We start from the raw sequence: 20,145 nt of genomic DNA, 5'->3' as shown, positions 1-20,145 counted from the left end.
CGAGCCGGTCAGGCGGGGAACCGCGCCAGGCGCGACGCCGCCTCTTCGAGCACATCGACGCGCTTGCACGCGGCGAAGCGCACCAGACCCGAGTACTCGTTCCGATGGGCCTCGGAGACGAACGCGCTCAGGGGGATCGCCACGACGCCGGCGCGCTCCGGGAGGGTGCGACAGAATGCCGCGGCATCCGTGCCTCCGAGCGCGGTTGCATCCGCGACCGTGAAGTAGCCACCCTGCGGGGCGAACACCGTGAACCCGGCCGTGCGCAGTCCGTCGCCGAGGATCTCGTGCTTGTGCGCGAGCGTCGCCGCGGCATCGGTGAAGTACGAATCGGGCAGCCGCAGGCCGACGGCGACAGCGGGTTGGAAGGCGGAACCGTTCACGTAGGTGAGGTACTGCTTCACGGTGAGGACAGCCGTGATGAGGGCGGCTGGTCCGTGCACCCAGCCGATCTTCCATCCCGTCGCGGAGAAGGTCTTGCCCGCCGAGGAGATCGTGAGCGTGCGCTCGGCTGCTCCGGGGAGCGTGGCGATCGGCGTATGGGGAGCATGGAAGGCGAGGTGCTCGTACACCTCGTCGGTGACGATGACGGCATCGTGTCGTGCGGCCAGCCGGACGACCTCCTCGAGCACGTCGCGTCCGAAGACCGCGCCGGTCGGATTGTGCGGATCGTTGACCAGGATGATGCGGGTGCGGTCGGTCACGCTCGCGGCGAGCTGATCGAGGTCGGGCTGGAAGTCGGGAGCGCGAAGGGGGACCGTGCGCAGTCGGGCGCCCGCCAGCGCCACCGCCGCGGCATACGAGTCGTAATACGGCTCGAAGACGACCACCTCGTCGTCGGGGCCGTCGATCAGCGCGAGCAGCGTCGCCGTCAGAGCCTCGGTGGCGCCGGCAGTCACGATCACTTCGCTGGCCGGGTCCACCTCGAGGCCGTAGAAGTGCCGCTGGTGCTCGCTGATGGCGTCGAGCAGGTCCGGGATGCCGCGCCCCGGCGGATACTGATTGGCGCCGTGCGCGATCGCGCTGCGGGCGGCCTCGAGCACCTCCGACGGTCCGTCCTCGTCGGGGAAGCCCTGTCCGAGATTGATCGCCCCGGTACGGGCTGCTGCTGCGGACATCTCTGCGAAGATGGTGGGCGCGACGGTTCCGTCTGCGGCGAGCAGGCCTGCACCGGCCGCCGTGCGCCGCCATGCGCCGGGAATGACACTCATGAAGAACAGGCTAAGGCCATAGCGGAAACTCATCTTCGACATAAGGAACACACAGACACAGGCGTCATTCTGAAGTGGTCGTTGAAGGAGCACACCATGAACGAGAACGAACCCCAGGACCACTCGGCACCCGCGTCGAACGACGCCGTGCCGTCCACCGAGGCCGCAGAGGTCGCCGCTCAGCCGGCGACGGCTGCCGCCGCTGACAAGACCGGGTCGGCATCCGCCGCGCCCGTCGCGCCGACGTCCGGTGCGCCGGTGCAGGGCCATGAGGTGCCGTCGACGTTCACGTCGCACGTGCCGCCCGCACCGCAGGTCGCGCCGGTGCCGCATGCATTCGCCGCGCCGGCCGTCGGCACCGCTTCGGGGGCCGCTTTCGGCATCCCGTCGGCGGCGCCGCACGCACAGCCGACCCAGCCGCTCGGCTCTGAGCCGCTCGCGGGTGCCGGCGTCAAGGCCAAGGAGCAGAAGACACGAGGCGGCACGAAGTTCGCGGCCCTCATCGTCGCGGCCGCGCTCGTCGGCGGCGTCGCCGGATTCGGCGGCGGTGCGCTGCTGAACGGACTCCAGGACACCCCGTCATCCGGTACGGCGACCGGGCCGCAGACCGTGACGGTCAACAACCCCGGCTCGGTCAACGAGACCACCGCGGTCGCGACCTCCGCCCTGCCGTCCGTCGTCACGATCGAGGTCGCCGGCTCGCAGGAGGCCGGCAGCGGCTCCGGCGTGATCATCAGCGACGACGGCTACGTGCTCACCAACACGCACGTGGTGACGCTCGGCGGCGCCGCGGCCGATCCCACCATCCGCGTGACGGCGTCCGACGGCAAGATCTACGAGGCCACGATCGTCGGCACCGATCCGATCTACGATCTCGCCGTGATCAAGCTGAAGGACGCGGAAGGGCTCACGCCCATCGACTTCGCCGACTCGTCGAAGCTCAACGTCGGGGACACGACCGTTGCGCTCGGCGCCCCGCTGGGCCTGGCGAACTCGGTGACCACCGGCATCGTGAGCGCGCTCAACCGGAGCATCCAGATCGCCTCCTCCGCGCTGCCGGATTCCTCCAGCGAAGACGCTCCGCAGGAGCAGGCTCCCGAGGAGGGCCAGGGCCAGGGGCCGTTCCAGTTCGACATCCCCGGCAGCGGCCAGCAGCAGACCTCGGAATCGATCTCCATCGCCGTCATCCAGACGGATGCCGCGATCAACCACGGCAACTCGGGCGGCGCGCTCGTGAACAGCAAGGGCGAGCTGATCGGCATCAACGTGGCGATCGCGAGCTCGGGAAACTCCGAGGAGTCCGGATCGATCGGAATCGGCTTCGCCATTCCCTCGAACATCGCCAAGCGCGTCTCCGAGGAGATCATCGCCGACGGCGCCGCCACGCACGGTCTGCTGAACGCATCCGTCCAGGATGCATCGAGCATCGAGGGCGCGACCGTCGCCGGCGCCTACATCGCCAAGGCCAACGAGGGTGGGGCTGCTGCCGCCGCAGGTATCGAGAAGGGCGACATCGTCACCTCCTTCAACGGAGTGCCGATCACCAGCGCCACCGACCTCACCGCGCAGGTGCGCGCGGCGGCGGCCGGTAGCGAGGCCAAGGTCACATACGTCCGCAACGGCAAGGACTACGACGTCGAGGTGACGCTCGGCGAACTGGCCGGCTGACCCCGCGCGTCACAGAGAAGGACGCCACCCCGCGATAGGCTCGCGGGGTGGCGTCCTTCTCTTTCGGCACCGGCAACGCGGCCAAACTGCTCCGGATCCCGCTGTATGCCGTCGGACGCATCGGTACGCTCCTGGTCCCGCGCGGGCGGCGCTGGGTGTTCGGCTGCGGTGCGGGGATCGGCGACGGGGCGCTCGCGTTGCGACAGCATGCCGCGGCTGCAGGCCACGACACGCTCTGGCTCACGTCCTCCGCACGTGAGGACCGAGAGGCCGCCGCCCGCGGCATCCGATTCGTGCGCAAGAGCGGTCTGCGCGGCTGGTGGGCGACCGCCAGAGCCGGCACCCTGGTGGTCACTCACGGCCTGGGCGACGTCAACCGCTACGCGAACGGCGGCGCATTCGTCGTCCAGCTCTGGCACGGCATCCCGCTCAAGCGGATCGGACTGGACTCGCCGGCGACGACCGAGGTGCCGAACGTCCCCGGTGCGCCGCTGCTGCGTCGTGCGATCGCGGTGCTCTACCGCTCCGCCGCGCAGCGGATCCGGGTGCTGCCCGCCGCCTCCTATCGCGCGCGGGGAAGGCTGGAGTCTGCGTTCGGTCTCGGCGACGACCGGGTCGTGGTGACCGGTGAGCCGCGCGTCGATGTCCTCTCCGCAGGTTCGCCGGGAGAGCGTCGCAGTGCTGCGTCCGAGCTTCTCCGGGACGCCGTGGGCGACCTCCCCGCGTCAGCACGCACGATCCTGTACGCCCCGACCTGGCGGGACGGAGCACCCGACCCCGCGGTTCCTACTGCGGCGGAGTGGATCCAGATCATCCGCCTCCTCGAAGCACGGGATGCGGTCCTCCTGGTGCGCTCGCACCCGCTGGGGGAGGGCGGCTACGCGCCTCCGCTGCCGAGCAGGCGGGTCCGCGCGCTGGGCTCGTCCGTCATCGCCGACGTCACCCCGGTGCTCGCGGCGGTGGACGTGCTCATCACCGACTACTCCTCCCTCGCATACGATGTCGGGCTCCTGTCGATGCCGGTGCTCTTCCTGGCACCGGATGCGCAGCAGTACGCGCGCACTCGCGGCTTCTACGGCCGGTACGACGAGGTCGCGGGCACCGATGCGGCCGCCGATTGGGCAGGGCTGCTCGTGCAGCTGGAGCATCTGCTCTCCGACCGCCGCGTGTACGACGCGGCGTCCGAGCGGTCCGCTACGCTCAGCGCGGGGATGCACGCGTATCGGGACGGACGCAACACCGAACGCGTCTATGACGTGATCCGCGCACGGGGGATTCCCGCGCCGAAGGGAGCAGCATGACAACGGCCCGAATCGACGACGCGGCAGAGGCGCTGGTCGTCGCAGGGACCGGAGCGCGACCGGCGGATGCTGCGCTGGTCGGACCGCGCGCACGGGTCGAGGCCCGCATCAGCGGCGGTGGCAAGACGTGGAAGGCCACCTTCCCGCTGCAGGCGTCGCGCTGGGGTGGTCCGTCGCTTCCGCTGCCGACCGGAACGTACGAGCTGCGGATCCCGGATGCCGACCTGCAGGAGGTGAGGATCGATCCTGTCGTCCTGACCGGTGTGCGCATCGCCGTCGACGGCGCCACCGTCCGCATCGCTGCGCCGATCGAGCCGGTGTACGAGACGGCGGAGGGCAGGTCGACGCTCGAGGAGCGCTACGTCGCTCAGAGCGGTGGCACCGAGAACGCGGTCTTCTTCGAGAGCTTCTACGGCCGGACCGTCGGCTGCAATCCTCGTGCGATCGACCGTGAGCTGGCGGCTCGTGCTCCGCAGGTGCGTCGCTATTGGAGCGTCGTCGACCTCTCGGTCGAGGTTCCCGAAGGCGCGATCGCCGTCGTCGAGGGGAGTCCCCAGTGGTGGCACGCGCGAGGAGCATCGCGTCTGCTCGTCGTGAACGACTGGCTACGGCGTCGGTTCGCCCGCAAGCCGGGGCAGAAAGTGCTGCAGACGTGGCACGGCACCCCGTTGAAGAGGCTCGCGCTGCACCGTCCCGGTTTCGATCCGCGACGCATGGCGGCCGTGGTGAAGGAATCCCGCCGTTGGGACGTGCTCCTGGCGCAGAACACCTACTCCGAGCGCATCCTGCGGAAGGCCTACGCCTTCTTCGGGCGGCCGATCTGGGTGGAGGGCTACCCCCGGAATGACACGCTGATCACGGGAGACGCGGCCGCGATCCGTCGCTCTCTGGGCATCGGGGCCGAGGAGCGGGTGCTCCTGTATGCCCCGACGTGGCGCGACGACCGCGCGGAGATGGTCGACTTCGTCGACCCCGAGCTGTTGGCGCGTCAGGCCAACGCCGTGGTGCTCGTGCGCGGTCACTCCCGCACGCTGGAGCAGGGTCGCGATCGCGACGGCGCGCGTGTCATCGATGTGACGGGGTATCCGGAGACCGCGCGGCTGCTGCTCGCCGCCGACGCGCTGATCACGGACTACTCCTCCGTGATGTTCGATTTCAGCGTCACGGGCAAGCCGATGTACTTCCTGGTTCCCGACCTCGACCACTACCGCGGCCAGTTGCGCGGCTTCTACTTCGATCTCGCCGAACGCGCCCCGGGGCCCCTGGTGCGCACGCAGGAGGAGCTCGCCGCCGCCCTCGACGACCGGGGCCACGAGGCTGCCTACGCCGAGCGCTATGAGGCATGGCGCCGGCAGTTCAACTCCCGAGAAGACGGCCACGCTGCTCAGCGCGTGGTCGACCGCATCCTCGATCTCGGGTTCGTCACGCTCTGACGTCGCTGCCCGCGCCGCCGGATCGGTTCAGGGGAGCGGGGTGTTGCGGGTGCCGAGGCGAGACGCGTCGACGGTGTCGCGAGCCCCTCGGAGGACACCGCCGATGAACCCGATACCCCAGGAGAGGTGCATCGTCGGCAGGACGAGCATGGTCCACAGCCGTTGGCGCACACCGCCGCCTCCCGGTGCCAGAGCGACTCCCAGGACCAGGAGCACATACAGCGCGAGGGGTCCGTACAGGATGACCGAGACGATCAGCGAGACTGCGCCGCTGAGCACCCCGGTGAGTTGGAGGATCCCCGCCACGAGGGCGAGCAGGACCAGGACCACGAGCGCAGGCGGCGCGAAGTAGCGGATGCCGTTGCGGCGGCCGAACCGCCGGACGAGCTCACCGCGCCAGGCGCCGGTCGCGCGGAACTGACGCGCCAGCCGAATCCAGCTCTCGCGGGGCCAGTAGGTCACGGCGAGTTCAGGGTCGAACCAGACGCGGTGCCCCGCCTGGCGGATGCGCAGGTTGAGCTCCCAGTCCTCACCTCGCCGGATCGACTCGTCGAAATGTCCGACCTCGTCCAGCACTGCGCGGCGCATCACGCCCAGATAGGCGGACTCGGCCTCACCCTCCTGAGAGCTTCCGTGATAGGCGCCACCGCCGAGACCGACCGGGGAGTTGTACAGGCGGGCGACGGCCTTCTGGAACGGCGTGCGCCCCTCGGCATGCATGACGCCGCCGACGTTGGCCGAATCGGTGCGCTCGAGCGTTCGGAGCGCCCGGGCGGCGTAACCGGGGGAGAGCTCCGAGTGCGCGTCGACGCGCACGATCGTCGAGTAGCGGCTCGCGCGGATCGCCGCATTGAGCCCGACGGGGATGTGCGCTGCCGGGTTGTCGACCAGTCGGATGCGCTCGTCGTTCTCCGCCAGCCGCCGAGCGAGCTCTGTCGTGCCGTCGTTGGAGGGCCCCAGTGCGAGGACGAGCTCGGTGGGGACATCGACGTCCTGAGCGAGGACGGATTCGACCGCGTGCTCGAGGTACGCCCGCTCGTTGAGCACCGGCATCACGAAGGACACCCCGGACAGGGGAGCGGCGGTTTCGTCGGCTGGCACATGACGATCATGTCACGGTGGCTGTCGGTGATCCTGAGCAGGACGCGGACTATCGGCCTTCCGGCGCCGGATCCGTCCGCAGGCGCCGGATGGTGCCGCCTCGACGAACTATTCTGGAGGGATGGGTGCACTGTCTGATGCGAAGAAGGCGTACCGACTGCTGAAGCGGGCGCTCGCATCCCGCACGGCCGTGCAGCGCGTGCGGCGACGGCTCTCCGAACGCGAACCGCTCCCGACCGAGCACTTCCAGGTGGCGGTGTATTTCGCCGACGGTGCCGTGAACATGTACCAGATGCGCCAGTGGTACCGCCCGCTCGCCGAGCTCTCGAAGCGGTGGCCCGTCGTCGTGCTCTCGCGACAGGCGACCGGCACCGAGAGGCTGCTGGATGAGGATTCCCCTCCGGTCGCATTCGTGCCGAAGGTCCGCGACCTGGAACGGTTCATCGCGACGCAGGACATCCGCGTGGTGCTGTACGTCAACCAGAACACCCGCAACTTCCAGATGTTCCGCTATGGCCGCCGGTGGCACGTGTTCATCAACCACGGCGAGTCCGACAAGATGTACATGACCACGAATCAGTACAAGGCGTACGACTACGCCTTCGTCGCGGGTCAGGCTGCCCGCGACCGGCTGTCGCGCACGCTGTGGGACTACGACGTGGATCGGCGCACCATCGAGATCGGCCGGCCGCAGGCGGATCACTACTCGGGAACGCTGCCCTTCGTGCCGGATGAGCGGACCGTCCTGCTCTACGCGCCCACATGGGAGGGGGATCGGCCGAGTGCCCACTACGGTTCGATCGCGACCCACGGCGAGGCGCTCGTGACACGGCTGCTGGCGACCGGTGCACATCGGGTGATCTACCGTCCGCATCCGCGCAGTGGAGTCGTCGACGAGGCGTACGGCGCCGCCCACCGGCGCATCATCGCGGCGATCAACGCCGCGAACGCCGCCGACCCGACCGCCCAGCACGTGTACGACCACGCGCCGGAACTCGGCTGGCAGCTGACGGCGGCCGACGTCGCCGTCGTCGACATCTCCGCGATGGTCTACGACCGGCTCGCGGCGGGGAAGCCGCTGATGATCACCCGACCGACGGATGAGCGTGCCTCCATCGACACGCAGGGGTACCTGGCTGATTGCGAATGGCTGACGGCCGAGGCCGCGGACGACATCGTCGCAGAGGTCGAACGGGTGCGAGCCGATGAGGCAGCCATCGCTCGTCTGCGGATGTGGGTGCAGCACTACTTCGGTGACACGACGCCGGGCGTGGCCACCGAGAAGTTCCACGCTGCGGTCGACGGACTCATGCAGGAGTGGGAGCGCTGGCAGGCCCACGAGGTGGGGGCGATCCGCGAGGACGAGGACGACGACGACGAGGAAGTCGACGACGAGGAGGCATGACGGTGGAATTCCCGCTGGCGCAGACCACGGTCCCTCGCCTGGAGGCGCTGGCACGCACCGGGTCGACGAACGCTGATCTTCGTGCGCACGCGGGGGACGCTGTCGGGTGGCCGCATCTGTCGACGATCGTGACGCGCGACCAGACCGCAGGTCGCGGCCGTCTCGACCGCAGCTGGGTCGCCCCGGCGGGCAGCGCCTTGGCCGTCTCCGTGCTTCTGCGCACGTTGCCGGTCGATCCGGCAGCCCGAGGCTGGGTTCCGCTCGCCGCAGGTGCGGCGATGACCGAAGCGGTCGCGTCGCAATTGCCCGAGCACGACGTCAGGATGAAATGGCCGAACGACGTGCTGGTCGACGGGCGCAAGATCTGCGGCATCCTCGCTGAGGCGACCGCGGACACCGTGGTCGTCGGCGCCGGCGTGAACACGGCGATGACGACCGAGCAGCTTCCGGTGCCGACGGCCACCTCGTTCGCGGTGCTCGACGCCGACGTCGACGAGGACCGCCTCCTGGCCGACTATCTCTCCGCGCTGGATCGTCTGCTCTCGAGGCTCGTCTCGACGAGTGATGCGGGCAGCAGCGGGCTGCACGCGGCGGTGACCGACCGATGCGCGACGATCGGACAGTCGGTCCGCGTGTCGCTGCCGGCTGGTCGGATGCTGGAGGGCGTGGCCACAGCGCTCGATCCGGAGGGGCGCCTGCTGGTGGCCGTCGACGGTGAACAGCAGACGATCTCGGCGGGCGACGTCGTGCACGTCCGCCCCGCGGGATACTGACACGCCGTCGCCCAGACGACGATGTCGCAGATCACAGGCACAATGGTGGGGTGACCCAGCCTGTGACGCTCGGCGGGCGGCCCCTGATGCCGCCGCCTGGTACACCCTCGGAGGAGTTGCTGATCGCGCGCTTCCGGGGTCACGCGCGTCGGCTGTTCTGGTCGGCTCTGGTCCTCATCGCGACTTTCGGTGCGACAGCGTACTTCTATGGCAACCTGCCCGCTGGTCTCGAGGATTGGATGCTGCTCGCAGCGGCAGCCGTCGTGGTGCTCCTCGCGGTCGTCATCCCGTTCGTGGTCTGGTATTCACGGAGCACCACTGTCACCACCAGGCGCGTCATCGCCCACCACGGCATCGGCGCTCGCGGGCGTCGCGAGATGTCGCACGCGCGCGGGTACACGATCGCGGTTCGCCGTGGTCCGCTGCAGCGGCTGTGGGGTTCGGGGAACATCACTCTCTCGAACGGCGTCGATGCACCGCTCCGTCTCGCGAACGTCCCGAACGTGACGCTCGTGCACGAGACGCTCGCCGACCAGATCGAGGTCGGGCAGATCCTGGCGCATCGCGACGCACAGGCCGGCGGAGACGAACAGTCCGCGTCGTGATTTCGTCGCACACTGCATGCGGGAGCAGCGTCCGCTGACCCGGAGAGTGTCGAATCCGGCTGTCCCGGTGCGCGAGAATGGGACAGACGAATGGAGACGGCACATGGCGTTGCGTGTTGGTGTGATCGGCGGAGGACAGCTGGCCCGGATGATGATCGCGCCCGCGGTGGAGCTCGGTCTCGACCTGCGAGTGCTCGCAGAAGACGAAGGCATGTCCGCCGCGCTCGCGGCGACCGCGATCGGTGACTACCGCGATCTCGACACGGTGCGCGCTTTCGCCGCGGATGTCGATGTCGTCACCTTCGACCACGAGCACGTGCCACAGGAGGTCCTGCGGGCACTCGTCGCCGACGGCGTCGTCGTCCACCCGGGGCCCGACGCCCTGCAGTTCGCCCAGGACAAGCTCGTCATGCGCGCACGTCTCGCCGAACTCGGCGTGCCGCAGCCGGACTGGGCTCCCGTGCGGAGCACCGCCGAGCTGCAGGACTTCCTCGATGCGCATGCCGGCGCGGGCGTCGTGAAGACACCGCGCGGGGGATACGACGGGAAGGGCGTGCGGGTCGTGCGTGCAGCCTCCGAGGCGCAGGACTGGCTCGATGCGCTGGCCGGAGACGACGCGCTCCTCGTCGAAGAGCTCGTTCCCTTCGTGCGCGAACTCGCGCAGCAGGTGGCCCGTCGCCCGAGCGGGCAGATCGTCGCGTACCCCGTGGTGGAGACGGTGCAGCGCGACGGAGTGTGCGCCGAAGTCATCGCCCCTGCCCCCGCCGCCGCCGACCGCCTCGTCGAGGTCGCGGAGGAGATCGGTCGCACGATCGCGGAGGGACTCGGCGTCACGGGCATGCTCGCCGTGGAGCTGTTCGAGACCGACGACGAGCGAATCCTCGTCAACGAACTCGCGATGCGACCGCACAACAGCGGGCACTGGAGCCAGGACGGCGCCGTCACCGGACAGTTCGAGCAGCATCTGCGGGCGGTCGCCGATCTTCCGCTGGGAAGCACCGCGCCCCGCTCTGCCTGGTCCGTCATGGTGAACATCCTCGGCGGTCCCGTGGAGGGCACGCTCGATGAGCGCTTCGCCGCGGCCATGGCCGAGCACCCGCAGGCGAAGATCCACACCTACGGCAAGGCTCCGCGACCCGGCCGGAAGGTCGGTCATGTGAACGTCGTCGACGATGACCTCGACGATGCCGTGTACGTGGCGCGGGCGGCTGCCGCGCACTTCGATTGAGCAGTGCCCGTCGTCGTCGCAATGGCACCGGAGACATGCGCACGAAGAGGCGCGGCGTTCGGGGTTTCTCCCAGCGGCAGACCGTAGCCTGATCTGGTGACCGAGCCACTGCACTCCTCCGCCGCTCCTCTCGTCGGCGTCGTCATGGGATCCGACTCCGACTGGCGCGTGATGAGCGATGCGTCCGCCGCTCTGACGGACTTCGGGATCCCGCACGAGGTCGAGGTCGTCTCGGCGCATCGCACTCCCGACAAGCTCATGTCGTACGCTCGTGACGCGCGGTCCCGGGGAGTCCGCGTCATCATCGCGGGCGCCGGGGGAGCTGCGCACCTTCCGGGTATGCTCGCCTCGATGACCCCGCTTCCCGTCGTGGGCGTCCCCGTGCCGCTCGCCTACCTCGACGGCATGGACTCGCTGCTCTCGATCGTGCAGATGCCTGCCGGGATCCCGGTCGCCACGGTGTCCATCGGCGGCGCACGCAACGCGGGTCTCCTCGCCGCGCGGATCCTCGGGACGGCCGACCCCGACCTCGCCGACCGCGTCGAGGCGTACGCGCGCGAACTCAAGGCCCAGGTCGAGCAGAAGAACGAACGGCTGAAGGGGTCGCTGTGACCCTTGCGCCTCCGCGCGCATCAGGGCGCCCGCTGATCGAGACCCGGCCGCTGCGGCACCCGGATGTCTCCGATCAAGGCACCATGGCGAAGCGCGGCTGGTGGCTCGTCGCGATGAATGTCCTGCTGCCGGGCTCGGCTCAGGTGCTCGCCGGCAATCGTCGGCTCGGTCGCTTCGGTCTCGGCGCGACCCTCCTCGCCTGGTTCTTGGCCATCATCGCCGCCGGCCTCGCACTGTTCGCACGCCCTGTCCTGCTGTGGCTCACGATCGGCGGCGGGTTCTTCTCGGCCGCGATCCTGACGCTCGTGCAGGTGCTGCTCGTCGGATACGTCGTGCTCTGGATCGTGTTGACGTTCGACGCGCTCCGCCTCGTGCGCCTCGTGAAGGTTCCCGGGTTGTCGCGCTTGGCCATTCCCGTCGTCGCGCTCGTCCTGCTCGGTCTCGTCGGGGGTGGAGCTGCATATGCGGCGACCGCGGTGGGCTCGGTGCGAAGCACGATCGGCTCGATCTTCGGGCAGAGCGGCCCGAGCGTGCAGCCGAGCGACGGCTACTACAACATCCTCCTGCTCGGCGCCGACAGCGGTGACGGACGGGACTCGATGCGGTTCGACAGCATCTCGGTCGTGTCGGTCAACGCCGACACCGGCGCCGTGACCATCACCGGCATCCCGCGCGAGCTCCCGAACGCGCCGTTCAGCGAGGGCAGCCCGATGCAGGAGCTGTATCCGAACGGCTTCGAAGGGCACAGCTCATCGTCGTGCGGCTGGAACGGCTGGATGAATCACGTGCGCAACGCGGCCGAGGTCTGCCGCGAAGACGGGGGAGCCGGGCTCTATCCCGACGCCGTCGCCCACGGCTCGGAGCCGGGTATCGAGGCGACCAAGGACGCGGCGGAAGGTGTTCTCGGCATCGAGATCCCGTACTACGTGTTCGTGGACATGCACGGTTTCGCCGAGCTCGTCGACGCCTTGGGTGGTGTCGAGATCGACGTGACCGAGCGCCTGCCGAAGGGCGGACCGCCCGAGGGCTGGTCGGGCACCGATGTGAACGAGTGGGCCATCGGCTGGATCGAGCCCGGGAAGCAGCGGATGGACGGGGACACCGCCCAGTGGTACGCCCGGTCCCGCTACACGACCAGCGACTGGGACCGCATGAAGCGTCAGCGCGAGCTCCAGGAGGCGATCCTCGCCCAGTTCACTCCGCAGACCGTGCTCACCCGATTCAACGAGGTGGCAGCGGCGGGCACGGCACTGATCAGTACCGATCTGCCCTCGGACAAGCTGCCGGAGTTCTTCGATCTGATGCTGAAGGCGAAGGAGCAGCCGGTGACGTCGATCGAGCTCACGCCCGACTTCGGTGTGGACGAGCACCAACCGGACTACGGCTTCATCCACGACCTGATCACACAGTCACTGCATCCGCCGACCCAGACGCCGGCACCCACTCCCTGAGCGCGAGTCCGCGTCGACCGGAAGGTCACGGGCGGCGCGACGTTCGTCCTCGCGGGCGCGTCAATGCCCACGGCCGTCCCCTCCCAGAAGGGGGCGTGCCGTGGGCTTCCGGTGGGTGCCACCGGATGCACCAGACGACGGTGATCGGAGGGGGAGGGATCACCGTCGTCCAGTCGACCACCGCGCGAGGCGGCAGCCGGACCTAGGCGCGCTTGCGGCGAGAAGCGCCGACCGCGACGAGAGCACCGCCGGCGACGAGCGCCGCAGCGCCGCCTCCGAGGACCCACGGCGAGACGCTTCCGCCGGTGAGGGCGAGTTCGAATCCGTCGCCCGTGAGCGGCATCTCGGCACCCGCCGGTGCGACCGCAGGATCGTGGTCGCACGTCGAAGCCGCATCGTGACCGTGCGCGACGGTGACCGTCGCGGTGTACGACCGCGAGCCGCCGAAGGAGACGGCGTAGGAGCCCTCTCCGTCAGACGGTGGGCGGAAGGTGAGCGTCAGGCCGCCGTCGGTCGCGGCGGTGTTGCCCGAGACGGCAGCGTTCCCCGCGTTGAGGCCGGAGACGGAGACGTTCACGTTCTCGGACGGCAGGAAGTAGCCCGGCCCGAACACGATGGTCGAGACTTCGCAGGTGTCGATGACCGGGTCGCCGATCTTGACGCCGGGAGGCGTCGTGTACGAGTCGGAGGACGCGGTCGGAACAGACGAAGGCGCAGCGGTTGCGACGGCGGGCGCCACGAGTACGAGCGCGCCGGCGGTGAGGCTGATGGCAGCCAGTTTTTTCAGCATGATTTCTCCCCAGAATTTCACGCGGAATCGCCTTCGGACACACCCCTGCGTCCGACTGCGTGGAGTCATCTTGCCCCCACGGCAAGATTGCAGACTCCAGATATTCCCCAGTGAGTCGACATTACCCTATCGAGCCCGGAATGTCACGATGCGCAGTTGAGCGGTTCGCGCGTGATGTCCGGAGCCTCGATGAGCGGCGTGTGTCGCACCTCGGTGAAACGTGCGCCGGCACCGGTGCCTTCGAACTCGACCGTGATCGTCGTCGATTCGCCGGGCGCGAGGGACACCTCGTGCTGCACCACGGAACGGTCGCCGAGCATGGCAGTCTGCACGCCGTCTTTCTTGCCGTCCCTGTCGACGTGAGCGGGTGTCGCGCCTTCCGGTCCGTAGACCGCGATCAGCGTGCGCACCGTGCCGGCGGGGACGCCGTAGAAGCCGTCGGCCGTGACATAGGCGGGCAGCGACGTGGCCGCGTCCGCCGGGGCCGTGCTCGTCCACGTGATGCGCACCTGCGTGGTCGGGGCACCCTGGCACGTGCCGATCGAGGTCACGATGGATGCGCGGGTGTAGTAGTCCATCTTCCCGCCGGTGGTGTCATTCATCAGCACACCGACATAGGTCGCGTCGTCGCTGTCCGTGGGGATCGTTCCGCCCAGTTCGGTGGCGGCGAGCACGGCCTCCTCCTCCGGATGTGCGCTCCAGATGCGGATACGGCTCTCGTCTGCCGATGTCGCCAGCGCCCCGATGAGAGCCCGGGGATCGCCGCCGGCCAGGGCGGCGCTGAACAGGCCGCCCGCTGCCTGGGCGAAGATCTCGTCCTGTGCGGCGGGGTCGGGGACAGCGGCATAGATCTGCGACAGCAGGATGTCGGTCACGGTGTCCGCTGTGGCCGTGAAGGGGCCGAAGGAGAGATCTCCCGTGGCCTTCATGAGGTGCTCCGCGACGACCGCGTCCACGGCGATGACGCCGTCGACGGTGCCGCCGAACCGACCCGTCCACCGCGCCGCGATGATCTCGCCCGCTTCGGCGAAGTCCGGGATGGCGGTGATGTTCTGGAGGTAGCGCCCGGGGCGGTCCTCGAACAGGGCGATCGTGGACTCGCTGAGCGGCAGCGCGGTGTCCAGCGGCGGGAAGTCCCGCGTCGACGCCTGCCTCTGCAACGTGATCGTGCCGTTCTCGGCGTGCAGGAGGGCGATGGACCCGATGATCCCGCCGGAGGATCGCAACTCGGCGTTGTTCTGCATGGCCAGCACGTAATTGCGCGGGCCCTCGCCACCGAGCATCGTCGGCAGCAGCACGGAGGCGCCGTGCAGGGCTCCGACCGCTGTCGCCGCTCCTGTGACCGCGGATCGCAACTCGCCGACGGCATCGGCGAGGGGCGGGAGCGTCGCGTCCGCGTCGATCCGCTTGGCCTGCAGTTCGGCAGCCGTGAGCGCAGTGCTCGCCGTCTCGAGCGGTTCCTGGATCTCGGCGAAGGGGGCGAGGTCGATCGTGCCGCCTGAGACGCCCAGGTCCGCCAGATCGAGTCCGTCGGCCACGTCGAGCAGGGGGGTGAGCGCGTCCGTCGAGACGTCGTGCGCTATCTCCGCCATCTCGCTCACCGCGCGGAAGTTGGGTCCCAACCATGGCACAGCGCCGAAGGCCTGCCAGACGAAGTCGGAGGTGAGGTCGTCCGCCGATGCCGCGTTGCGCTCAATGCTCCCCGAGATCCGCTCCGCCTCGTCCAGATCCCCCGCGGCGATCGAAGCCTTCAGTTGCGTGGCGCCCGCGGCCACCTGCTGAAGATCGTTGACCGCGCCGATCCCGCGGACCGCCACCCAGCCGATCGCGATGAGCAGGATCGCCAGCAGAACGCCGACGGTCCACCCGATCCATCGGCGCCGGACGGGAAGACGACCATCGCTCACCCGAGCATTCAAGCATGAACCGCTGGGGCGGCGGTGGGGAAAACTGTGGGAACGCTGACATTCGCGCGGCGCGGTCGGTGCGCTCCACGGGGGAGCGGTGCGGCGAGGATAGCCTGATCACATGGGTGCTCGGCTGCGTGTAGTTCTGGATCAGCTCGTGCATGTCGTCGACCCCGACCAGGCCTCCGCGTCCGTCGATCTCGCCCGCGGCCTGATCGCCACGGCGCCCTCGGGGTGCGCGGTGGACGCCATCGTGCCTGCCGGGGCCGAGGTGCCGATCGCCGGCGTCGGCGAGGTGCGGACCCTCGCGCTCGGGCGCCGCGAGCTGGCCGCCTCCTGGCAGCTGGGGATCGCCCCGGGCGTCGGCGGGGGAATGATCCACTCGCCGACGCTGATGGCCCCGCTCGTGCGTCATGATCGCGTGCACGACAACGACCAGACCACCGTCACGCTGTGGGACCTGCGCGCGTGGGATGCGCCGGAGGAACTGCCCAAGACCGTCGTCGGCTGGCAGCGTGGGATGCTGCGACGTGCGGTGAAGCACGCCGACGCCGTGATCGTTCCCTCGCATGCGGTCGCCGAGAGACTGTCGGAACTCGCGCGCCTCGGCGACCGCGTCCGCGTGATCGCGGGCGCTCCGCCGCACGGGTTCGCAGCGCCGTCGGACGCCGCCGACCGCCGCGCGGCACTGTCGTTGCCGGCGCAGTACGTGGTGTTGGCGGGGTGCGCCGCGGATCTGCAGGAGGGTTTCCGCGGCGCCGTCGCAGCGGGGGTCGATGCGGTCGTCGTGGGGGTTGCTGAGGGTGCGGAGCCCCGTTATGCCGAGCTCGCCTCGGCCGCAGGGCTCCCCGAGCGCCGCGCGCACATCAGGGGTGCCCTGGATGCCGCGGACCGCGCGGCGGTACTGGCCGGGGCGTCGGTGTTCGCCGCAACCGGTGGGTCCGCCGGCTGGCCGTGGCGTGCGGTCGAGGCGATGGCCCTCGGAATCCCCGTCGTCGCGATCGACAGCGGCTCGCATCGGGACGTGATCGCCGACGGGGGAATGCTGGTCGCCGCCGATGAGGTCGCGGACGCCATGGCTGAGGCGACCGACGCGGCGGCGGAACGGCTGCGCGTCCTGGCTGCGGATCGATCCCGGGCCTTCTCCTGGGCGAGTTCGGCGGAACGGCTCTGGGGTCTGCACGCCGATCTCTGAGTGCTGAGAGCCACCTGCACATCGGTGCGACACGCCGGTGTGGTGTGGCCAAAAAGGCGCAACAGTGGCATCATCCTGCAACTTCCGTCACACTGGTCACATGTCTCGACGTGCCCCACGCTCGCGAAACACCCTGAGGACCGCCCCACTCCTCACCTGTGTCCTCGCTGTCTCCGCCCTCATTCTCGGAACGGTCGTTCCCGCCGCCGCTGCACAGGCGACGGTCGCGTCGCCCGTGGCGACAGCCGCGAACGCCCCCGCCGCGCCCGTCGATGCGGGGGTCGTGAAGACCTCACTCGCGGGCTTCACCCCGGGCAACATCATCAGCGACGCCGTGTTCACCAACAAGAGCACGATGACCGAGGCGCAGATCCAGACGTTCTTCAACGGCAAGGTCGCGCGCTGCCTGGGCGGCCGCGACGAGAACAACGAGCCGATCGTCTGCCTCAAGGACTTCAAGATGACCACGGTCACCCGTCCCGCTGACGCCTACTGCTCGGGATACACCGGAGCGGCGAATGAATCGGCCGCACGCATCATCTACCGCGTCTCGCAGGCGTGCAACATCAACCCGCAGGTGCTGATCGTGATGCTCCAGAAAGAGCAGGGTCTCATCACCCACACGTGGCCGAGCGCCTGGCGCTACCGGATCGCGCTGGGACAGGGGTGCCCCGATACCGCACCGTGCGATCCGAACTACATCGGCTTCTTCCACCAGATCTACGGCGCCGCCCGCCAGATGCAGATCTACATGGAAGGCAAGTGGTTCCAGTGGTACGCGCCGGGGAAGACCTGGAACATCCTGTACAACCCCAAGGCATCCTGCGGTTCCGCACCGGTGTACGTCGCGAACAAGGCGACGTCGGCGCTCTACTACTACACGCCGTACCAGCCCAACGCGGCAGCTCTGCGCGCGGGCTACGGCGAGGGCGACGGATGCTCGGCATACGGCAACCGCAACTTCTACAACTACTTCACCGACTGGTTCGGGTCGACGCAGTCCGTGGATCCGCTCATCGAGATCACGCAGCTCTACACGAAGCTGGGGGGCGCGTCCGGTGTCCTCGGGGCAGCAGGGGCCAAGCCGTCGTGCTCGAGCGCGACCGCACGCTGCACCTGGACCTACGCGAAGGGCATCATCACCTGGACCCGCGCACTCGGAGCTTTGACGGTCTACGGCGACGTCTACGCGACCTATGCGGCGCAGGGTGGGCTGGGCGGCAAGCTCGGTTACCCCGCGGTGACGCCCAAAGCCGTCAGCGACCCCAATGGCAACGGCATCTCGCAGCAGTTCTCCAAGGGGTGGATCCACTCCTCCGCTCGTGGCACGTTCGCGTCGTCGTCGACAGTGATGACGGCGTACAGCGAGGCCGGTTGGCTGCGTGGTTCGCTCGGGTGGCCGACGAGCGCGGAGACGTGTACCTCTCAGCGCTGCCTGCAGAGCTTCGCGGGTGGCACGATTCGATACGACACCGGGAAGGCCGCCTACGTCGTGCCTCCCGTGGACGACGCCAGCATCAAAGCCGTGTACGTCGCCCAGGGCAGCGCAACAGGCCCCCTGGGACACGCGGCTGCGGCTCTGCAGTCGGTCGTCGACCCCAACGGCGACGGCCGCGCCCAGAAGTTCGACGGTGGCTGGATCCATTCCTCCGCGTCCGGCACGTTCTCGTCTTCGGCAACGATCATGACGGCGTACAGCAAGGCGGGGTGGGTACGAGGCGCCTACGGATGGCCGACCGGAGCGGAGACCTGCTCTGGCAATGTCTGCGCTCAGCCGTTCCAGCGCGGTGTCCTGCAGTACACGAAGGGCGGAGCTGCGGGGCCTGCCGCCGAGGTTACGAACGCCGCAATCAAGACGGTATACCAAGCATCGGGTGGGGCTACCGGCCCCCTCGGCTACCCGCTGAGGGCGGTGCAGAGCGTTACGGACAAGAACGGCAACGGCTATGCGCAGCAGTTCGCCGGGGGGTGGATCCATTCGAGCGCACGCGGGACGTTCGCCAGTTCCTCGCAGCTCATGGCGCTGTACTCCGCCGCAGGCTGGGTCCGTGGCAACCTCGGATGGCCAACCGGAGCGGAAAAATGCACCGACCTCGGCTGCACGCAGACGTTCGCGAAGGGCACCCTCTCCGCTGCAACTGCCGGCTCTGACGGCAGCAAGATCACAGCGACCATCCGCGCGCTTCACCAGAGCATCGGGGGAACGGCCGGTTGGATCGGTGCGCCCACGGCCGCCGTACAGCACGTGACCGATCCGCAGGGCAACGGCGACGCGCAGCGCTTCGCCGGCGGATGGATTCACTCTTCGGCTAAGGGCTCTTTCGCGACCTCGACAAGAATCATGACCGGCTACAGCGCCGCTGGCTGGGTTCGAGGCGTGCTCGGATGGCCGGTGGGAGCCGAGACCGCCGTGACGGACCCGAACGGAGACGGCATCACCCAACAGTTCGCCGGAGGGTGGATCCATTCCTCCGCGAGCGGCACATTCTCCTCGTCCGCGGCCATCATGAAGGCATACAGTGCCGCAGGATGGTTGCGTGGATCGCTGGGATGGCCGACCGGCGCCGAGACGAAGGTGACGGACAAGAACGGGAACGGCCTGTCGCAGAAGTTCGCTGGGGGATGGATCCACTCGTCAGCGAGCGGCACCTTCTCCTCGTCTGCGGCGATCATGAAGGCTTACAGCGCGGCCGGGTGGTTGCGAGGTCCGCTCGGCTGGCCGACCACCGCCGAGACGTGCAACGCCGGGTCCTGCGCCCAGTCATTCACTGGCGGCACGATCCGGTACCAGGTCGGGTCTCCCGCCGTCACCATCCTCACGGCGAACAATGCCGCGATCCAGAAGGCCTACCAGGCCGCCGGAGGGGCGGCAGGGTTCCTGGGGAATGCAGCTGCGGCCGTGCAGACCGTGACCGACAAGAACGGCAACGGGTTCGCGCAGAAGTTCGATGGTGGGTGGATCCACTCGTCGAGCAAGGGCACGTTCACGTCGTCCACGACGATCATGCAGGTGTACAGCCCCGCCGGATGGGTGCGCGGAGCTCTGGGTTGGCCGGTCGGCGCCGAGTCCTGTGTCGACGGCGTGTGTCGGCAGGCCTTCGACAACGGCGCGATCAAGGTACGAGGCCCCCAGGAGGATGTCCTCGTCACGACGACCAACGCGAACATCTCGCGGCTTTACGTCTCTCTGGGCGGGAGCAAGAGCACGCTCGGCATGGTGGACTCGAATGTGCAGACGGTCACGGACCCGAACGGCAACGGTTTCGGCCAGGCCTTCGTCAACGGCTGGATCCACTCGTCCGCATACGGCACCTTCGCCTCCTCAGCCACGATGATGAAGCTCTACAGCGCGCGTGGCTGGATCCGTGGCGACCTCGGATGGCCCACGAGCGCGGAGACTTGCACGGCGACGGCCTGTTCGCAGTCCTTCGCTGGTGGAACGCTGTCGTACACCAAGTAGGGGAG

Annotated in this window: 15 protein-coding genes; 11 read left to right on the top strand and 4 right to left on the bottom strand. The window is 68.9% G+C overall.

Annotated features, from left to right (window positions below; genetic code table 11):
- Positions 1-8: 8 nt before the first annotated feature.
- On the bottom strand, positions 9-1,211 hold the full coding sequence (locus AC6CHX_RS05110) for an aminotransferase class I/II-fold pyridoxal phosphate-dependent enzyme (protein WP_498271873.1): 1,203 nt from the start codon (positions 1,209-1,211) through the stop codon (positions 9-11).
- Positions 1,212-1,307: 96 nt separating this feature from the next.
- On the opposite strand from AC6CHX_RS05110, the gene AC6CHX_RS05105 reads away from it, so the two are divergent.
- From AC6CHX_RS05105 to AC6CHX_RS05095, 3 genes are read left to right on the top strand one after another with little or no spacing between them, the layout of a single operon-like run.
- Positions 1,308-2,879: a S1C family serine protease gene (locus AC6CHX_RS05105; protein ID WP_498271872.1), complete on the top strand. Its 1,572-nt coding sequence runs from the start codon at positions 1,308-1,310 to the stop codon at positions 2,877-2,879.
- A gap of 47 nt (positions 2,880-2,926) precedes the next feature.
- Positions 2,927-4,180: a CDP-glycerol glycerophosphotransferase family protein gene (locus tag AC6CHX_RS05100; protein ID WP_498271871.1), complete on the top strand. Its 1,254-nt coding sequence runs from the start codon at positions 2,927-2,929 to the stop codon at positions 4,178-4,180.
- Positions 4,177-5,613, top strand: a complete 1,437-nt coding sequence (locus AC6CHX_RS05095; RefSeq protein ID WP_498271870.1) for a CDP-glycerol glycerophosphotransferase family protein — start codon at positions 4,177-4,179, stop codon at positions 5,611-5,613. The genes AC6CHX_RS05100 and AC6CHX_RS05095 overlap by 4 nt, the downstream gene beginning before the upstream one ends.
- Before the next feature lie 27 nt (positions 5,614-5,640).
- Here the strand turns inward: AC6CHX_RS05095 and AC6CHX_RS05090 are convergent, their stop codons facing one another.
- Entirely contained in the window at positions 5,641-6,666 is a 1,026-nt protein-coding gene (locus AC6CHX_RS05090; protein WP_498272029.1) for a glycosyltransferase family 2 protein, read from the bottom strand.
- 169 nt (positions 6,667-6,835) lie between these two features.
- On the opposite strand from AC6CHX_RS05090, the gene AC6CHX_RS05085 reads away from it, so the two are divergent.
- The 6 genes from AC6CHX_RS05085 to AC6CHX_RS05060 all read left to right on the top strand — a co-directional run bounded on the left by AC6CHX_RS05085 (position 6,836) and on the right by AC6CHX_RS05060 (position 12,788).
- Complete coding sequence (locus AC6CHX_RS05085; RefSeq protein ID WP_498271869.1) at positions 6,836-8,119, top strand: CDP-glycerol glycerophosphotransferase family protein; 1,284 nt, start codon at positions 6,836-6,838, stop codon at positions 8,117-8,119.
- On the top strand, positions 8,116-8,892 hold the full coding sequence (locus tag AC6CHX_RS05080) for a biotin--[acetyl-CoA-carboxylase] ligase (RefSeq protein WP_452325827.1): 777 nt from the start codon (positions 8,116-8,118) through the stop codon (positions 8,890-8,892). Before AC6CHX_RS05085 ends, AC6CHX_RS05080 begins: the two co-directional genes overlap by 4 nt.
- A gap of 86 nt (positions 8,893-8,978) precedes the next feature.
- Entirely contained in the window at positions 8,979-9,497 is a 519-nt protein-coding gene (locus AC6CHX_RS05075; protein WP_452326103.1) for a PH domain-containing protein, read from the top strand.
- A gap of 103 nt (positions 9,498-9,600) precedes the next feature.
- Positions 9,601-10,725 carry a 5-(carboxyamino)imidazole ribonucleotide synthase gene (locus AC6CHX_RS05070; protein ID WP_136043606.1) on the top strand — a complete coding sequence of 375 codons (1,125 nt, stop codon included), beginning with the start codon at positions 9,601-9,603 and terminating at the stop codon, positions 10,723-10,725.
- A 144-nt stretch (positions 10,726-10,869) separates the two neighbouring features.
- Positions 10,870-11,337 (top strand): 5-(carboxyamino)imidazole ribonucleotide mutase, encoded by a 468-nt coding sequence (gene purE, locus AC6CHX_RS05065; protein ID WP_498272028.1) that lies wholly within the window; start codon positions 10,870-10,872, stop codon positions 11,335-11,337.
- Entirely contained in the window at positions 11,334-12,788 is a 1,455-nt protein-coding gene (locus AC6CHX_RS05060; RefSeq protein ID WP_498271868.1) for an LCP family protein, read from the top strand. Before purE ends, AC6CHX_RS05060 begins: the two co-directional genes overlap by 4 nt.
- A gap of 202 nt (positions 12,789-12,990) precedes the next feature.
- Here the strand turns inward: AC6CHX_RS05060 and AC6CHX_RS05055 are convergent, their stop codons facing one another.
- A complete protein-coding gene (locus AC6CHX_RS05055; RefSeq protein WP_498271867.1) occupies positions 12,991-13,578 on the bottom strand; it encodes an LAVTG motif-containing sortase-dependent surface protein in 588 nt (195 codons plus the stop codon).
- Between the two features lie 143 nt (positions 13,579-13,721).
- On the bottom strand, positions 13,722-15,485 hold the full coding sequence (locus AC6CHX_RS05050; protein WP_498271866.1) for a DUF4012 domain-containing protein: 1,764 nt from the start codon (positions 15,483-15,485) through the stop codon (positions 13,722-13,724).
- A gap of 121 nt (positions 15,486-15,606) precedes the next feature.
- On the opposite strand from AC6CHX_RS05050, the gene AC6CHX_RS05045 reads away from it, so the two are divergent.
- Both AC6CHX_RS05045 and AC6CHX_RS05040 read left to right on the top strand, forming a co-directional pair.
- Complete coding sequence (locus AC6CHX_RS05045; RefSeq protein ID WP_498271865.1) at positions 15,607-16,680, top strand: glycosyltransferase; 1,074 nt, start codon at positions 15,607-15,609, stop codon at positions 16,678-16,680.
- Between the two features lie 100 nt (positions 16,681-16,780).
- Complete coding sequence (locus AC6CHX_RS05040) at positions 16,781-20,140, top strand: LGFP repeat-containing protein (protein WP_498271864.1); 3,360 nt, start codon at positions 16,781-16,783, stop codon at positions 20,138-20,140.
- The last annotated feature ends 5 nt before the right edge of the window (positions 20,141-20,145 follow it).

Source organism: Microbacterium sp. GQ128 (assembly GCF_059758615.1).
Note: the sequence above shows the minus strand (reverse complement) of the source record. Positions and strands in the feature narration are given on the sequence as shown.

Bases quoted from the DNA above. Each gene is read 5' to 3' on its own strand.
- AC6CHX_RS05105 (WP_498271872.1), top strand. From the start codon at position 1,308: ATGAACGAGAACGAACCCCAGGACCACTCGGCACCCGCGTCGAACGAC.
- AC6CHX_RS05075 (WP_452326103.1), top strand. From the start codon at position 8,979: ATGCCGCCGCCTGGTACACCCTCGGAGGAGTTGCTGATCGCGCGCTTC.
- AC6CHX_RS05090 (WP_498272029.1), bottom strand. From the start codon at position 6,666: ATGCCGGTGCTCAACGAGCGGGCGTACCTCGAGCACGCGGTCGAATCC.
- purE (WP_498272028.1), top strand. From the start codon at position 10,870: ATGGGATCCGACTCCGACTGGCGCGTGATGAGCGATGCGTCCGCCGCT.
- AC6CHX_RS05070 (WP_136043606.1), top strand. From the start codon at position 9,601: ATGGCGTTGCGTGTTGGTGTGATCGGCGGAGGACAGCTGGCCCGGATG.
- AC6CHX_RS05040 (WP_498271864.1), top strand. From the start codon at position 16,781: ATGTCTCGACGTGCCCCACGCTCGCGAAACACCCTGAGGACCGCCCCA.
- AC6CHX_RS05110 (WP_498271873.1), bottom strand. From the start codon at position 1,211: ATGAGTGTCATTCCCGGCGCATGGCGGCGCACGGCGGCCGGTGCAGGC.
- AC6CHX_RS05095 (WP_498271870.1), top strand. From the start codon at position 4,177: ATGACAACGGCCCGAATCGACGACGCGGCAGAGGCGCTGGTCGTCGCA.
- AC6CHX_RS05085 (WP_498271869.1), top strand. From the start codon at position 6,836: ATGGGTGCACTGTCTGATGCGAAGAAGGCGTACCGACTGCTGAAGCGG.
- AC6CHX_RS05045 (WP_498271865.1), top strand. From the start codon at position 15,607: ATGGGTGCTCGGCTGCGTGTAGTTCTGGATCAGCTCGTGCATGTCGTC.
- AC6CHX_RS05080 (WP_452325827.1), top strand. From the start codon at position 8,116: ATGACGGTGGAATTCCCGCTGGCGCAGACCACGGTCCCTCGCCTGGAG.
- AC6CHX_RS05055 (WP_498271867.1), bottom strand. From the start codon at position 13,578: ATGCTGAAAAAACTGGCTGCCATCAGCCTCACCGCCGGCGCGCTCGTA.